This window comes from Comamonas kerstersii, assembly GCF_002056725.1.
Taxonomy (GTDB): Bacteria; Pseudomonadota; Gammaproteobacteria; order Burkholderiales; family Burkholderiaceae_C; genus Comamonas; species Comamonas kerstersii.
The window spans coordinates 1,624,648-1,640,495 of sequence record NZ_CP020121.1; the positions used below are offsets into that span (position 1 = coordinate 1,624,648).

11 protein-coding genes are annotated in these 15,848 nt (G+C 60.5%); 6 read left to right on the plus strand and 5 right to left on the minus strand.

The annotated features are described in order from the left end of the window. Positions 1-104: 104 nt before the first annotated feature. Positions 105-6,023 (minus strand): excinuclease ABC subunit UvrA, encoded by a 5,919-nt coding sequence (gene uvrA / locus B5M06_RS07565; protein ID WP_054065952.1) that lies wholly within the window; start codon positions 6,021-6,023, stop codon positions 105-107. Positions 6,024-6,532: 509 nt separating this feature from the next. Here uvrA and cyoA point away from each other — a divergent pair. The 5 genes from cyoA to B5M06_RS07590 all read left to right on the plus strand — a co-directional run bounded on the left by cyoA (position 6,533) and on the right by B5M06_RS07590 (position 11,495). Next, positions 6,533-7,564: a ubiquinol oxidase subunit II gene (gene cyoA, locus B5M06_RS07570; RefSeq protein WP_054065906.1), complete on the plus strand. Its 1,032-nt coding sequence runs from the start codon at positions 6,533-6,535 to the stop codon at positions 7,562-7,564. Between the two features lie 61 nt (positions 7,565-7,625). After that, complete coding sequence (gene cyoB / locus B5M06_RS07575) at positions 7,626-9,632, plus strand: cytochrome o ubiquinol oxidase subunit I (RefSeq protein ID WP_054065905.1); 2,007 nt, start codon at positions 7,626-7,628, stop codon at positions 9,630-9,632. Further along, positions 9,577-10,257: a cytochrome o ubiquinol oxidase subunit III gene (cyoC, locus tag B5M06_RS07580; RefSeq protein ID WP_240184045.1), complete on the plus strand. Its 681-nt coding sequence runs from the start codon at positions 9,577-9,579 to the stop codon at positions 10,255-10,257. Before cyoB ends, cyoC begins: the two co-directional genes overlap by 56 nt. Further along, positions 10,258-10,704 carry a cytochrome o ubiquinol oxidase subunit IV gene (gene cyoD, locus B5M06_RS07585; RefSeq protein ID WP_054065903.1) on the plus strand — a complete coding sequence of 149 codons (447 nt, stop codon included), beginning with the start codon at positions 10,258-10,260 and terminating at the stop codon, positions 10,702-10,704. Between the two features lie 2 nt (positions 10,705-10,706). After that, complete coding sequence (locus B5M06_RS07590; protein WP_054065902.1) at positions 10,707-11,495, plus strand: SURF1 family protein; 789 nt, start codon at positions 10,707-10,709, stop codon at positions 11,493-11,495. A gap of 218 nt (positions 11,496-11,713) precedes the next feature. Here the strand turns inward: B5M06_RS07590 and cyoE are convergent, their stop codons facing one another. From cyoE to B5M06_RS07610, 4 genes are all read right to left on the minus strand, one after another. Continuing rightward, complete coding sequence (cyoE, locus tag B5M06_RS07595) at positions 11,714-12,616, minus strand: heme o synthase (RefSeq protein WP_054065901.1); 903 nt, start codon at positions 12,614-12,616, stop codon at positions 11,714-11,716. Then, entirely contained in the window at positions 12,613-13,776 is a 1,164-nt protein-coding gene (locus tag B5M06_RS07600; protein WP_054065951.1) for a COX15/CtaA family protein, read from the minus strand. Before B5M06_RS07600 ends, cyoE begins: the two co-directional genes overlap by 4 nt. Before the next feature lie 389 nt (positions 13,777-14,165). Next, positions 14,166-14,846, minus strand: a complete 681-nt coding sequence (locus tag B5M06_RS07605) for an HAD family hydrolase (protein ID WP_054065900.1) — start codon at positions 14,844-14,846, stop codon at positions 14,166-14,168. A 43-nt stretch (positions 14,847-14,889) separates the two neighbouring features. Then, positions 14,890-15,300: a YchJ family protein gene (locus tag B5M06_RS07610; RefSeq protein WP_054065899.1), complete on the minus strand. Its 411-nt coding sequence runs from the start codon at positions 15,298-15,300 to the stop codon at positions 14,890-14,892. A 103-nt stretch (positions 15,301-15,403) separates the two neighbouring features. Between B5M06_RS07610 and B5M06_RS07615 the strand changes: the two genes are divergently transcribed. Continuing rightward, complete coding sequence (locus B5M06_RS07615; protein WP_058880008.1) at positions 15,404-15,826, plus strand: MerR family transcriptional regulator; 423 nt, start codon at positions 15,404-15,406, stop codon at positions 15,824-15,826. Positions 15,827-15,848: the final 22 nt, after the last annotated feature.

Genomic DNA, 15,848 nt, shown 5'->3' on the forward strand with positions numbered 1-15,848 from the left:
GCGGCTGGCGCACCACATGGAAAGCCAAGGTGGCATGCAGCCCGGCTATGGCATTGACCGAGGCGTGGTTGCAGTGCTGGCTGCCTGAGCAGCCAGCCGTCTGCTTACTGGCGTGCCAGCACGGGGGCGATGGCTTGCCCCGTGTGCGTACCCAGCGCCACCACTTCTTCGGGTGTACCGGCTGCGACGATGCGTCCACCACCCGTTCCGCCTTCGGGGCCCAGATCAATGATCCAGTCGGCCTCGGCAATCACATCGAGGTCGTGCTCGATGACGATTACGCTGTGGCCGCCATCCACCAGGCGGTGCAGCACGCGGATGAGCTTGTCCACATCGGCCATGTGCAGGCCCACGGTGGGCTCGTCCAGCACATACAGCGTGTGCGGCGTCTTGTTGCCGCGCTTGGTGATGTCGTCGCGTACCTTGGTCAGTTCGGTCACCAGCTTGATGCGCTGGGCTTCGCCGCCTGACAGCGTGGGTGAGGGCTGGCCCAGCGTGAGATAGCCCAAGCCCACATCTTTGAGCAGCTGCAGCGGGTGGGCAATGCTGGGCATGGAGGCAAAGAACTCCACGGCCTCATCCACTTCCATGTTCAGCACATCGCCAATGCTTTTGCCGCGCCAGGTCACGGCCAGCGTTTCGGGGTTAAAGCGCGCGCCGTGGCAGGTTTCGCAAGGCACTTTCACATCGGGCAGAAAGCTCATCTCGATGGTACGCATGCCCTGGCCTTCGCAGGCGGGGCAGCGGCCTTCGCCAGTATTGAAACTGAAGCGACCAGCGCCGTAACCACGGGCCTTAGCCTCCAAAGTGTCGGCAAACAGTTTGCGGATGGTGTCCCAGAAGCCGATATAGGTGGCAGGGCAGGAGCGCGGCGTTTTGCCAATCGGCGTCTGGTCCACTTCCAGCACGCGGTCAATCGCTTCCGTGCCCCAGACTGCTTCACAGCCGACGAGGGCCGGCGTGTTGCCTGCTTCCATGGCTTCGCGCCCCGCCTTGGTGCTGCGCTGACCTACGAGGTTGGCCACATTGGTGAGCAGGACATCGCGTGCCAGCGTGGATTTGCCGGAGCCGGAAACGCCCGTAATCGCCACCAGACGTTTAAGCGGCACGCTGGCTTCGACGTCCTGCAGGTTGTGCAGGTTCGCACCATTGACCACCAGCCAGTGCAGCGGGCCAGTGGCCTTGCTGGCTGCTAGCTGCAGCTCCGCATTCAGCGCGGCGCTGTCTGCCGCCAAGGCAGCGGCTGCATCGGCAGCGATCTGCTTTTTCGTGCGTTTTTTGGGCTTGGGTGCTTCCTCGGCGGGAAGGTCTGCGGCATCGGCTACGCCATGTACCGGGCGGCGTGGCTGGTAAGGGTGGCGCATGGCGTGCAGCAGGTAGCGGCCGGTTTGCGAGTCTTCGGCCGCCATGATGTCCTCGGGCTTGCCCTGGGCCACCAGGGTGCCGCCGCGCTTGCCTGCGCTGGGGCCGATATCGATCACATGGTCGGCACGGCGAATGGTGTCTTCGTCATGCTCCACCACCACCAGCGTATTGCCCTTGTCGCCGAGCTTGTGCAAGGCGTTGAGCAGAATGTGGTTGTCGCGTGCGTGCAGGCCAATCGTGGGTTCGTCCAGCACATAGCACACGCCTTGCAGATTGCTGCCCAGCTGTGCGGCCAGACGAATGCGCTGGGCCTCACCACCCGAGAGTGTGGGCGCGCCACGGTCCAGCGTCAGGTAGTTCAGGCCGACTTCTTCGAGGAACTCCAGGCGACCCAGAATTTCCGGAATCAGGTCGCGTGCAATATCAGTTTCACGGCCTGTGGTGGACAGCTGTTGGAACCATTCGCGCAGTGCACTCACGGACATCTGCGCCAGCTCGGTAATTGCCTTACCGTGGAACTGCACCGCACGGGCGCGGGCGTTCAGGCGGGTGCCTTCGCAGGTTGGGCAAGTGCATTCTTCGAGGTCTTCGACCTCATTCGCCGTCAACGTCAGCTCGCGGCCCCGGTTGTCTTCTGCCAGTGTGCTGTCGTCATAGACCTTGCGCTGGTCTTTGTTCAGCTTCACGCCCGTGCCCACGCAGTCGGGGCACCAGCCGTGCTTGCTGTTGTAGCTGAACAGGCTGGGTTCCAGTTCCGGGTAGCTGGTCGCACAGATGGGGCAGGCACGCTGGGTGGAGAACACCTGTAGCGTGCCCACGCCCTTGCCCTGCTCGGGCGCAGCAATCGCAGCTTCCAGGTCCTCAATGCCCGAGAGCACATGCACCACGCCCTTACCAATTTCCAGCGTTTTGGCGAGCTGCGCGCGCAGTTCTTTTTCGTTGGCGGCCGTGACCTTCACGCTGGCTACGGGCAGCTCGATGGTGTGCTCTTTGAAACGATCGAGGCGCGGGAAGCCTGTGGTCGGCAGGAAAGCTCCGTCCACGCGCAAATGCGTATAGCCCTTGGGACGTGCCCAGTCGGCCAGCTCGGTGTACACGCCCTTGCGGTGCACCACCAGTGGGGCCAGCAGGCCGATATGCTGGCCCTTGAACTGGCTCAGCAACTGGGCGGCAATGCGCTCGGGCGTTTGCGGTTCTACGGCTGCGCCGTCGTGCACGCAGTGCTGCGTGCCCAGCTTGACATAGAGCAGGCGCAGAAAGTGCCAGACCTCGGTGGTCGTGCCCACGGTGGACTTGCGCCCGCCGCGTGAGAGGCGCTGCTCGATCGCCACAGTGGGCGGAATGCCCCAGACCGCATCCACCTCCGGACGGCCCGCAGGCTGCACGATGGAGCGCGCATAGGCATTGAGCGATTCGAGATAACGGCGCTGGCCTTCGTTGAACAGAATGTCAAACGCCAGTGTGGACTTGCCCGAGCCGGACACCCCCGTCACCACATTGAACTTGCCGCGTGGAATGTCCACGCTCAGGCCTTTCAAGTTGTGCTCACGAGCATTGACAATTTCAATAGCATTTTTGGCCTCTAGCGCTTGTCTGGTGGGCACTGACAGCTCTTTTTTGTAGAGCATGGGGGCTACTTCTTCGACCAGCTGGCCGCCCACGCCCATGGCGAGGTCGTACTCGCGCAGGGCTTGCGCCGTGTGTGAACCTTGGACTTGGCGCACTTCTTCGGGCGTACCCTGGGCCACGATCTGGCCGCCACCGTCACCGCCTTCGGGGCCGAGGTCAATCAGCCAGTCGCTGGCACGGATCACGTCGAGGTTGTGCTCGATGACGATCAGGCTGTGGCCCGCTTCCAGCAGTTTGCGCAGTGCGCGCATGAGCTTGGCAATGTCTTCAAAGTGCAGGCCGGTGGTGGGCTCGTCAAACAGGAACAGCGTGCCTTTGCGCGCAATCTTCTGTTTGGACTTGGAGGTGGTTTTGGCCGCTTCGGCGAGGAAGCCTGCCAGCTTCAAGCGCTGGGCTTCACCGCCGGACAGCGTGGGCACGGGCTGGCCCAGCTTCACGTACTCCAGGCCCACGTCCACGATGGGCTGCAGGGCACGGATCACGTCTGCATCCTGCGCAAACAGCAGCGCGGCTTCGGCCACGGTCAGCTCCAGCACATCGGCCACATTCAGGACTCGGCCGCCGCGCTCGATCGTGACTTCCAGAATCTCGGCGCGGTAGCGGCTGCCGTTGCAGTCAGGGCAGCGCAGATACACGTCAGAGAGGAACTGCATCTCCACATGCTCAAAGCCTGAGCCGCCGCAGGTGGGGCAGCGGCCATCGCCGCTGTTAAAGCTGAATTTGCTGGCCGTGTAGCCACGCTGGGCTGACAGCGGGGCCAGCGCAAACAGCTCGCGGATGCTGTCCCACGCTCCTACGTAACTCACCGGGTTGGAGCGCGCAGTCTTGCCAATGGGCGACTGGTCCACAAACACCACATCGGCCAGGTGGTCGGCACCCAGCAGGCGGTCGTGCGCGCCGGGGCTGTCCGTGGGCTTGCCAAAGTGGCGCAGCAGGGCGGGCGCGAGGATGTCTTGAATCAGCGAAGACTTGCCCGAGCCAGACACCCCCGTCACGGTGACCAGGCGCTGCAGCGGAAAGTCCACGTTGAGGTTTTGCAGATTGTGCTCGCGCGCGCCTTCCAGAATCAGGCGCGGCGTGCTGTCGGTGACCATGCGCTTGAGGCCAAAGCCCACCTGCTTGCGGCCGCCCAGATAAGCCCCCGTCAGCGTATCGGCACGCTTGAGTGCTTCGGGTGTGCCGTCAAACACAATCTGGCCGCCGCGTGCGCCGGGGCCGGGGCCCATGTCGATCATGCGGTCGGCCGCAAACATGACGGCCGGGTCGTGTTCGACGACGACCAGCGTGTTGCCTGCATCACGCAGGCGGTGCATGGCCTGGGTGATGCGCTCCATGTCGCGCGGGTGCAGGCCAATGCTGGGTTCATCCAGCACAAACAAGGTGTTGACCAGCGATGTGCCCAGTGCCGTGGTCAGGTTGATGCGCTGCACCTCGCCGCCCGAAAGTGTGCGGCTCTGGCGGTCCAGCGTGAGGTAGCCAATGCCTACGTCCACCAGGTATTTCAGGCGGGTGCCGATTTCTTCGTTCAGCAGTTTCAGCGCCTGGTATTCCCCTTCGGGCAGACCCGTGGCATTGGCCAGATTCAAGCTGTCAAAAAAGCTGCGCAGCCGCGTGATGGGCAGACGCATCAGGTCATGCAGGCACAGGCCGGGCAGGGCTTCCAGCTGTTCACGGTTCCAGCTGACGCCATTAGGCATAAAGCGCTGTGCGGGTGGCAGCACGGCGTCGGCTTGCGCCTTGCTGCCGATGCGCCAGAGCAGGCTTTCGGTCTTCAGGCGTGCGCCGGAGCAGGTGGGGCATTCCGTGTAGCTGCGGTATTTGGACAGCAGCACACGGATGTGCATCTTGTAGGTCTTGGTTTCCAGGTATTCAAAGAAGCGGCGAATGCCGTACCACTGCTTGTTCCACTGGCCTTTCCACAAGGGCGAGCCTTCGATCACCCAGTGCTTTTGCTCGGCGGTGAGCTTGTTCCAGGCGATGTCGCGCGGAATGCCTTCGGCCTCAGCATGGCGCATCAGATCGTCCTGAATCTCTTTCCAGCCCGGCGTCTGGATGGGCTTGATGGCACCCGTGCGCAGCGTGAGCTTCTCATTCGGAATCACCAGGCCCCAGTCCACGCCAATCACGCGGCCAAAACCCCGGCAGGCCTCACAGGCACCTACCGCAGAGTTGAACGAGAACAGCGAGGGCATGGGCTCGGTATAGGTCAGATTGCTTTCCGGGCAATGCAGGCCTTGCGAGAACTTCCATAGATAGGCATCGCCTTCTTCGGGCATGACGTGCACTACCATGCGGCCGGAGCCGCGCTTGAGGGCCACCTCAATGGCTTCAATGGCGCGCGCACGTTCCACGCGGCTGAAGCGGAAGCGGTCGGCCACCACGTCCAGCACCTTGATTTTTTCGGGTGGGGTGGCCTTGGCTTTCTTGCCTTTGCTCGGGATTTCTTCAGCCGCGTGCGGGCGTTCCACCTCTCGCTCGGCCTGGATCTTGGTAAAGCCGCTGGCCGACAGCCACTGCTCCACCTCTTCCTGTGTGGTGTTGGCTGGCATTTCCACGGGGAAGGTCAGCGCAATGCGTGGGTCACCGGCTTCAACGCAGCGCTGCTGCAGCTGGCTGTAAATGGTTTCCACCGTGTCGTGCTGCACGGGCAGGCCGGTTTCCTTGTCATACAGACGCGCGGCGCGTGCGAACAGGAGCTTCAAGTGGTCGTTGAGCTCCGTCATCGTGCCCACGGTGGAGCGGGAGTTGCGCACGGGGTTGGTTTGGTCAATGGCAATCGCAGGCGGCACACCTTCGACGCGGTCCACGGCCGGCTTGTCCATACGGTCCAGAAACTGGCGCGCATAGGCGCTGAAGGTTTCGACGTAGCGGCGCTGTCCCTCGGCAAACAGCGTATCGAACACCAGGCTCGACTTGCCCGAGCCGCTCGGCCCGGTGACCACGGTCAACTCGCCGGTGCGAATGTCCAAGTCAACGTTTTGCAGGTTGTGCTGGCGGGCGCCACGGATGCGAATCAGGCCTTGGGTCATGGTGTACTGCGCGTAGAAGAGGCTCACAAGGAAAGCGGCCGGTCATTCTAGGCAGGCTGGCACGACCTGCTGGTTTTAAGGGTAAGCTGGCGCGGTCTTTGCTTGATTGCGGGTGGCATCGGGAAGTTTTGGAAACATCTTTCATGCGATGCCGGGCATGCAGGGAAACGGGGTGCTCAGCTCGCCCAGAGCGAGGGGCAGCACTCTGGCACGCTAAAAACCGCAGCTATGACGAGGGTTTTTGACAGCGGGTGTTGTCTGCATACACTGTGGGGATTGACATCTGTCAAGTCTTTTCATTATTTCAGTATTTCCTGAATAATCAACGATTTACGTTGGTTTTGACAGTTGTCAAAAGTTTGATTCGTCCACCGGGAATTCCTGAAAAACATCACGATGCACTGCGTTGCATCAAAAGACTTGGGTGGGAGTCGTTGGGGAGGAGTACATTCGGCGGGTTTTGTAATCCGCGTTTATCCCTAACAGCGCGCATTTTTCGCGTTTACAGCATGCCTAAATCTACGGAAACCCGCGGGCCATTCTGGCTCGCTGCGGCAGCTTTGGCGGCAACTCTTACGGGTTGCAGCAAGGCCGTCGTGCTTAATCCCGCAGGGGACATCGCTGCCCAGCAAGGTGACTTGGTGGTGACTGCCACTTTGTTGATGCTGGTCATCATCGTTCCTGTGATCCTGCTGACTTTGCTGTTTGCCTGGAAGTACCGCCAGGCAAACACTGAAGCCGAGTATGACCCTGAGTGGCACCACTCGACCACCCTTGAGATGGTCATCTGGAGCGTTCCTCTGATCATCATCATCGTGCTGGGCACGATCACATGGATCAGCACTCACAAGCTGGACCCTTATCGACCACTGGATCGTATTTCCGCCACGCAGCCCCTGAATGCCGAGGTCAAGCCTCTGGAAGTTCAGGTGGTGTCGCTGGACTGGAAGTGGCTGTTCTTCTACCCCGAGCAAGGTATTGCGACGGTGAACGAGCTGGCTGCACCTGTGGACCGTCCTATCCTCTTCAAGCTCACTGCCTCCAAGACCATGTCGGCCTTCTATGTGCCTGACCTGGCCGGCATGATCTACACCATGCCTGGCATGGAAACGCAGCTGAATGCGGTGATCAACAAGGAAGGTACCTACAAGGGTCTGAACTCGCACTACAACGGTGCAGGTTTCTCGGGCATGACTTTCAAGTTCCTGGGTCTGAACAACGAAGGCTTTGACGCCTGGGTGCAAAAAGCCAAGGACGAAGGCCAGGCGCTGGATGCTGCCAAGTATCTGGAACTGGTGAAGCCCAGCGAACGCAATCCTGTGACACGCTTCTCTTCCGTGCAGGACGGTCTGTATGACCGCATCCTCAACATGTGCGTGGAAGAAGGCAAGATGTGCATGAGCCAGATGATGGAGATCGATGCCAAGGGTGGCGCTGCCTACATGAAGGCGGCCGGTCTGAATCTGCCTCAGGATGTGTGTTCTGTGGAAAACGCGGACGAAGTCGTTGCCCTTCTGGAGCAGCGCCCCGTGCAGCAATAAGCAGTTAACGGCTGGAAAGCTGGCACAGGCTGGCTTTCCGGTCATTTAGCAAGAGACCAATATGTCTGAACCAACAACGTTGCCCAACGATCCGCTGCTCGGGCGGATCAGCTGGGAATCCATACCGATGGCCCATGAGCCCATCGTGCTGGCGACTTTTATTGCCGTGGTGCTTGGTGGCTTGGTGGTGCTGGCTGCACTGACCAAGTTCAAGCTGTGGGGTCCTCTGTGGCGTGACTGGATCTGCTCGATCGACCACAAGAAGATCGGCATCATGTACATCATTCTGGGCCTGGTCATGCTGCTGCGCGGCTTTGCCGATGCGGTGATGATGCGTATCCAGCAGGCCATGGCTTTTGGTGACAGCATGGGCTATCTGCCCCCTCACCACTATGACCAGATCTTCACCGCACACGGTGTGATCATGATTTTCTTTGTGGCCATGCCTCTGGTCACAGGTTTCATGAACTACCTGATCCCTCTGCAGATCGGTGCGCGTGACGTTTCCTTCCCTTTCCTGAACAACTTCTCGTTCTGGATGACCGCCACCGGCGCGATTCTGGTGATGGTTTCGCTGTTCCTGGGTGAGTTCTCCACCAATGGCTGGCTGGCCCTGTCGAATCTGGGTAACCAGAATCCGGGCGTGGGCATGGACTACTACATCTGGGCGCTGCAGCTCTCGGGTGTGGGTACGACGCTGTCGGGTATCAACCTGATCGTCACCATCGTCAAGATGCGTGCCCCTGGCATGAATCTGATGAAGATGCCTGTGTTCGTGTGGACATCGCTGTGTACCAATGCCTTGATCGTGGCTTCCTTCCCGATCCTGACTGCGGCGCTGGCCCTGATGACCATGGACCGCTACTTCGGCACACAGTTCTTCACGAACGAGCTGGGCGGCAACCCCATGCTGTACGTGAACCTGATCTGGATCTGGGGCCACCCTGAGGTGTACATCCTGATCCTGCCCGTGTTCGGTATCTTCTCCGAGATCGTTTCTACCTTCAGCAAGAAGCGTCTGTTCGGCTACACCTCCATGGTGTATGCGACCGTGTGTATCACTGTGCTGTCCTGGCTGGTGTGGCTGCACCACTTCTTCACCATGGGCTCCGGTGCGGCGGTGAATACCTTCTTCGGTATTACCACGATGATCATCTCGATCCCAACGGGCGCGAAGATCTTCAACTGGCTGTTCACCATGTACAAGGGCCGCATCGAGTTCAAGCCTCCGATGATGTGGACCGTGGGCTTCATGTGTACCTTCGCCATCGGCGGTATGACTGGCGTGCTGCTGGCTGTGCCACCTGCTGACTTTGTGCTGCACAACTCGCTGTTCCTGATTGCTCACTTCCACAACGTGATCATCGGTGGCGTGGTGTTCGGTCTGCTGGCTGGTATCAACTACTGGTTCCCCAAGGCTTTCGGCTTCAAGCTCAATGAGTTCTGGGGCAAGGTGTCCTTCTGGTGCTGGCTGGTGGGCTTCTGGATTGCCTTCACACCGCTGTACATCCTGGGTCTGATGGGAGTGACACGTCGCGTGAACCACTTTGAAGACCAGGCACTGCAGATCTGGTTCGTGATTGCTGCTATCGGCGTGGCCATCATTGCTCTGGGTATTGCTGCCTTTGTGGTTCAGCTGGGCGTTTCGATCCTGCAACGCAACCAGAACCGTGACGAAAACGGTGACACCTGGGGTGCTGGCCGTACGCTGGAATGGGCCACTTCTTCGCCTCCTCCCGTCTACAACTTCGCCAAGACACCTGTGGTGTATGACGTCGATGCATGGTGGGACATGAAGAAGCACGGCTATCAGCGTCCTCTGAATGGCTTTGAAGACATCCACATGCCCAAGAACACGGGTGCTGGTTTTGTCATCTCCATGATTGCCATGGTGCTGGGCTTTGCGCTGATCTGGCACATCTGGTGGCTGGCCATCGTGTCGTTCGCTGGTGTGATCATTGCTTCGATCGTTCACACGTTCAACTACAACCGCGACTACTACATCCCTGCATCTGAAGTGCAGGCGACAGAAGACGCTCGTACTCAACAGCTTGCACGCCATGTCTAATCACACTATCTCCGCCAGCGCCGCTGGCGCGGTGGGACAGCGCGAATACCATCTCGCGCACGAACCCCACCCAGAAAACGGTACATCGCTGGGCTTCTGGCTGTACCTGATGAGCGACGTGCTCATCTTTGCAGCCTTGTTTGCCACCTATGGCGTACTGGGTCGCAGCTATGCAGGTGGCCCAACAGGTGCCGAGCTGTTCAGCTTGCCACTGGTGGCTGTGAACACGGCCTTCCTGCTGGTGTCCTCCCTGACCTTTGGTCTGGCGATGCTGCAAAAGCAGAAGAAAAATGTGGGCGGCACCTTGCTGTGGCTGGGTGTGACTGGTCTGCTGGGTCTGGCCTTCGTTGCTGTGGAACTGTATGAGTTTGCACACCTGATCCACGAAGGTCTGACACCTCAGACCAGCGCCTTTGGTTCTGCATTCTTCACCCTGGTGGGTACGCACGGCCTGCACGTCAGCTTTGGTCTGATCTGGCTGGTCGTGCTGATGGTGCAGATCAAGCAAAAGGGCCTGATCCACGCCAATGTGCGCCGCATCAACTGCCTGTCCATGTTCTGGCACTTCTTGGACGTGGTGTGGATCGGTGTGTTCACCTTTGTGTATCTGATGGGGGTGCTGTAAATGGCTGCACACGAAATCCACGCTGGTCACGCTGACCACCACGAAGAGCATGATGACCTGCACGTCACCGTTGGTGACTACGTGAAGGGCTTCATTCTGGCCGTTATCCTGACCGTGATCCCTTTCTGGCTGGTCATGGGTGACGTGATTCAGGATCGCTCTACCCTGGTCATGGTGCTGGGCCTGTTTGCTGCGGTTCAGGTGGTGGTGCACATGGTGTACTTCCTGCACATGAACGGCAAGATCCAGGGCGGCTGGACCTTGATGACCACCATCTTCTCCATCGTCTTTGTGATGATCACCATCGCAGGTACCTTGTGGGTGATGTTCCACATGAACGCCAACATGATGCCTCACCATCATGCGTATCCACATGGCGCTGAAGCAGCTGCGGTAGCGCCTGCGCAGGCTCCTGCTGCAGTGGAACACGCTGGACACGGCAACTGAGCATGACGGTGCAAACCTCGGGAGGGCGCAAGCCCTCTCGCATCACCTTCACGAAGGCGGTGCTCGCGATAGCGGGCATCGCCCTTTTTTTGACCTTCATCAGCCTGGGTACCTGGCAGGTCCAGCGCCGCGCCTGGAAGCTGGATCTGATTGAGCGTGTCAACACACGCGTGCACAGCCAGCCTGTGGACCTGCCCGCACCTGCGCTGTGGCCACAGGTCGGACGTGACAGCCACGAATACCTGGCCGTGCAGGCCCTGGGGCGGTGGATGGAAGGCCGCAGTGTGCTGACCCAGGCGGTGTCTGACCTGGGCGCTGGCTTCTGGTTCTTGACACCCATGCAGCTGGACAATGGCACGCAGGTGCTGGTGAACCGGGGCTTTATCCCGGCGGATCAGCGCAAGGCCTTTGCCGAGCACATTGCCAGTGCACCTCAAGAGGCTGCGGATGAGCCTGTGGCTGTGACGGGTCTGCTGCGCCTGAGTGAGCCCAAGGGGGGCTTCATGCGCGACAACGCGCCGGATGAGGACCGCTGGCACTCACGCGATGTCGCTGCGATTGCACAGGCCAAGGGGCTGGAGCATGCAGCGCCCTTCTTTATCGACCAGGGCCTTCCTGGGCAGGCCGTTCCACAGACATGGCCCCGTGCGGGTCTGACCGTGATCAAGTTCACCAATACGCACGCCGTCTATGCGCTGACCTGGTATGGCATGGCCTTGCTGGTGCTGGTGGCTGCATGGCTGGTGATACGCCATGATCGCCGCAAGCGTGACTCCGATAAGGCTGCTTGACGGCCTGATTGATCAGAATGACAGGACCACCTTCGGGTGGTCTTTTTTTGCAGTCCTTCCAGCTCTTACCGTGCGCAGGAGGAGCGTGCTCGCTGGTTCGGCGGGCAGGCATGCACAGCAGTGCACCGAAGTACACAGCAAAAAGGCCGCAAGATGCGGCCTTTGTTTTTGATAGCTGCCAGCGCTTGCTGGATAAGCGCTGGAGGTATTTTTGATGTTTAAGAAACGATGTAGTGATCAATCAGCAGCGCGGCAAATACACCGCTCAGGTGGATCAGCGAGAAGCGGAAGGTCTTGCGGGCCAGCGCGTCTGAGTAGTTCATCCACAGGCGCAGCGCATACCAGCTGAATCCCAGGCACAGCACGGAGGCCACGATCAGATACAGCCAGCCGCTCATGCCAAAGATCACAGGCAGCAGACAGCCTGCAAACAGCACCAGGGTGTAGAGCAGGATCTGCATCTGGGTGTACTTGGGGCCATGGGTCACGGGCAGCATGGGCAGGCCGGACTTCTTGTAGTCCTCGACGCGATACAGCGCCAGCGCCCAGAAGTGGGGCGGCGTCCACAGGAAGATGATGAGGAACAGCACCCAAGCCTCAGCGCTGACCTGCCCGGTCATGGCGGCCCAGCCCAGCACGGGAGGCATGGCACCCGAGGCGCCACCAATCACAATGTTCTGGGGGGTCGCAGGCTTGAGGATGACGGTGTAGATCACGGCGTAGCCAATAAAAGTTGCCAGCGTCAGCCACATGGTCAGCGGGTTGGTGAAGGCCAGCAAAATGGCTGCACCCACGGTGCACAGAATGGCCGAGAAGGCCAGTGCCTGCTGGGGGGTGAGTTCACCCTTGGCCGTGGGGCGCCAGCTGGTGCGCTTCATGCGGGCGTCGATATGGCGCTCTACCAGACAGTTAAAGGCAGCGGCAGCGGCCGATACCAGCCAGATGCCAAAGCAGGCAATAGCCATGTCACCCAGCTGTGTCAGCGTAGGCACGCCAGGAACGGCCAGCACCATGCCAATCAGCGCGCAGAACACAATCAGCTGCACCACACGGGGCTTGGTCAGTGCGTAGAACTGGCTCCAGCGGGAGCCGGGGGCATCACTTAAGGTTTGAGCATTCATGCGGAAACTCTCCGAGCGCCTGAGCGCGCTTCTTGTTGGGGGGCGGGGCTGCAGCGTGTCGCAGCCAGAGCCCAGGTCATGACGGTGACCAGTGCAGCAGCACCACCTGTATGCAGTACGGCGGCCAGCAGCGGCCAGTCCAGCACCACGTTAGACAGACCTGTGGCCACCTGCAGGGCCGTCAGGCCCAGCAGCCACTTGCTTTGTGCCTGCAGCGCAGGCTGGCGGCGCATGGCGATGGCAAGGGCCAGCGCCGCGATCACCACGACATAGGCCGCCAGGCGGTGGATGTAGTGGATGGCCGTCAGCGCTGCAAAGCTGATGTGACTGCCATCCGACAGCAGGCCCAGAGGGCGCCAGATTTCAAAGCCCTGGGCAAAGTCCATGTCCGGCCAGAAGCTGCCATTGCAGTCCGGGAAGGTAGAGCAGGCCAGCACGGCGTAGTTGGTGCTGACCCAGCCGCCCAGTGCAACCTGCACAAAAATCAATGCAAATACCGCCCACAGCGCTGTGCGCAGGCCGCGTGTAACGGGGGCAGGCTCCTGGTTGCGCACGCCTTGCTGATAGCCCACGGCCTGCACGCACAGCAGTGCCAGCAGCACCAGACCGCCGAGCAGGTGCAGGGTGACGATGGCGGGGAACAGCTTCATGGTCACGGTCAGCGCGCCAAAGGCGCCCTGAATCAGCACCCAGACCAGGGTGATGCTGGCCCAGGCCGGGTGGCGTGGGCCGTGCAGCGGCGTCTTGCGGTGTGTGCGCCATGCCAGCACGGTGAGGGCAATGATGAGCACGCCCACCATGGTGGCCAGGTAGCGGTGGATCATTTCAATCCAGGCTTTGCTCAGCGTCACAGGGCCGGTGGGCATGGCTGTTTCTGCCGCCGTGATGTGGTGCAGTGCACCAATGGGGCTGGAGCTGCCGTAGCAGCCGGGCCAGTCGGGACAGCCCAGACCGGAGTCGGTCAGGCGCGTGAAGGCGCCGAACAGGACCAGGTCAAAGGTCAGAAACAGCGTGAGCACGCCCAGCGCGGCCAGATAGCGTGTCGGGCCTGCGCCGCGGTTGCGACGCCATACCCATAGCAGTGGGACGAGCGCAATCAGCGCTCCCAGGCCCATGAGCTCGAGCAGCGGCGCAAAATCATAGAGAGGCTGTTCGCCCATCAGCACTCCTGAAGCAGTGGCTGGAACATGTCCGACAAAGAAAATCAGCCTGTGGTTGCACAGGCTGGTCAGCGGGGAGATTGACTCCGTAAGACCTGCATGCCCTTCAGGCATCAGCGGGGCTGGCAGAAGGAGAGCGAGGAAGACTGCGCCTTGCAGCACCCGGCCACATGGCATCGATAGAGCATGCAGTTTTGGGGCAATCTTTGATCTAGCGCAGATTTTATCTTTTGCCTTCGTCTTGTGCAGGACGAGCGGTCAAAACAGGCGTGCAGCCCTGCATGCATTCACTAAAAAAAGAGCGTCTTGCGCAGGATTTATCAGGCATTGCAATAGCTTTTATTTGCAAGTGCTTGATATACAAGCGCTAAACGCTCTGTTTTTAAGAGTTATGCCGTCTGGTTGGCCTGTGCCAGCAGGCGGTGCAGGTCAGCCATGTCGTCAAAGACCATGCTGGCTCCTGCCTGTAGCAACTGCTCGGGCGTGGAGTGGGCATTGACCTTGGGGCAGTATCCCCAGACCGTGGCACCGGCGCGCACGCCTGCCGTGAGGCCGGGGACGGAGTCTTCAATGACCAGGCAGCGCTCGGGTGCAATGCCCAGTGAGGCCGCAGCGGCCAGGTACACATCGGGCCAGGGCTTGGTGCGCGGCAGGTCGTGGCCGCTGAAGACATGCTCGCCAAAGTAAGCCGACACGCCCACCTTGTCCAGCTGCATCAGCACCTTGGGCTTGTCTGCCCCCGATGCCACGGCAATCTTGCCGCCCAGCTGGGCGTGTACCTGGCGCACAGCGTCTACGGCACCGCCAATGGCCACCAGCTCGGCGCGCAGGCGCTCGTTGCGGCGCTCGTAGAACTCGGCCATCCAGGCATCGGTCAGCGGCTTGCCGGTTTCGGCTTCAATGCGTGCGGTCTCGCTGCGCACGGTCTTGCCAATAAAGATGCGCATGCAGTCTTGCTCAGACAGCGCCCAGCCCGCTTCGTTGAGCATGGCGTGCAGCACGCGGTTGGTAATAAGTTCGCTGTCGACCAGCACACCGTCACAGTCGAACAAGATAGCTTCAAATTGCATAGCTGGTGGCGCTTGACAGACAAGCGCTAGAAGTCAAAAAGGCTTAGAACTGGTCGCCGTCTACATAGAACCAGCGGCCGTCTTCGAGGACAAAGCGGCTGCGCTCGTGCAGGCGCACGGCACGGCCTGCCACGCGAAAGCGCGCCACAAACTCGACCTCGGCCGTGGCATCGCCCGTGGGCTGGAAATCCTTGACCTGCAGACCCAGCCACTTGGCGCCGGGCTCAAAGTCCAGCTCGGCAGGACGCTGGCTGGCATGCCAGGTGGCTAGCAGATAGGGCGCGCGCTCCAGCGCAAAGGCTGTGTAGCGCGAGCGCATCAGGTGTTCGGCATCGGGGGCGGGCTGGCTGTCAAAGTGTTCGACAAAACGGCCACAGCAGTCGGCATAGGCAATGGGCTTGCCCTTGGAGTTGCTGCGTCCGCATGGGCAGGCGGCGCTGGGCTGCAGGTTCATGGAAGGCGACAGAAAAAATGCTTGCGGGCGATTGTGTGCCAAAAAGTGCACGCATGCCTGCAGATCGGTTTATGACGTTGACGTGCACGTCAATAATGTGCGCATGAGCAAAACCACTTCTGCCACGCCAATAACGTATTCCATCAGCGATCTGGCCCAGGAATTTGACCTGACGACCCGCGCCATCCGCTTTTATGAAGACATGGGCCTGCTGCAGCCCACCCGCCAGGGTGCAGGCGGGCGCACCCGTGTCTACAGCCCGCGTGACCGCACCCGCCTGCGGCTGATCTTGCGCGGCAAGCGCCTGGGCCTGTCGCTGACCGAGGCCAAGGAAATCATTGACCTGTACGACAGCCCGCGTGACACCGCAGTGCAGCTGAGCAAATTTCTGGAAGTGCTGGGCAAGCACCGCCAGCAGATGGAAGAGCGCCTGGAAGACCTGCAGGCCACGCTGGAAGAAGTGCGCGCCCAGGAAAAAGAGGCCAAGTCACTTTTGCGCAAGCTGCAGAAAACAAAAGCTGCATAATTGACGTTAACGTCAACGGCAT

Bases quoted from the DNA above. Each gene is read 5' to 3' on its own strand.
- cyoE (WP_054065901.1), bottom strand. From the start codon at position 12,616: ATGAATGCTCAAACCTTAAGTGATGCCCCCGGCTCCCGCTGGAGCCAG.
- uvrA (WP_054065952.1), bottom strand. From the start codon at position 6,023: ATGACCCAAGGCCTGATTCGCATCCGTGGCGCCCGCCAGCACAACCTG.
- B5M06_RS07605 (WP_054065900.1), bottom strand. From the start codon at position 14,846: ATGCAATTTGAAGCTATCTTGTTCGACTGTGACGGTGTGCTGGTCGAC.
- cyoD (WP_054065903.1), top strand. From the start codon at position 10,258: ATGGCTGCACACGAAATCCACGCTGGTCACGCTGACCACCACGAAGAG.
- B5M06_RS07600 (WP_054065951.1), bottom strand. From the start codon at position 13,776: ATGGGCGAACAGCCTCTCTATGATTTTGCGCCGCTGCTCGAGCTCATG.
- B5M06_RS07615 (WP_058880008.1), top strand. From the start codon at position 15,404: ATGAGCAAAACCACTTCTGCCACGCCAATAACGTATTCCATCAGCGAT.
- B5M06_RS07610 (WP_054065899.1), bottom strand. From the start codon at position 15,300: ATGAACCTGCAGCCCAGCGCCGCCTGCCCATGCGGACGCAGCAACTCC.
- B5M06_RS07590 (WP_054065902.1), top strand. From the start codon at position 10,707: ATGACGGTGCAAACCTCGGGAGGGCGCAAGCCCTCTCGCATCACCTTC.
- cyoA (WP_054065906.1), top strand. From the start codon at position 6,533: ATGCCTAAATCTACGGAAACCCGCGGGCCATTCTGGCTCGCTGCGGCA.
- cyoB (WP_054065905.1), top strand. From the start codon at position 7,626: ATGTCTGAACCAACAACGTTGCCCAACGATCCGCTGCTCGGGCGGATC.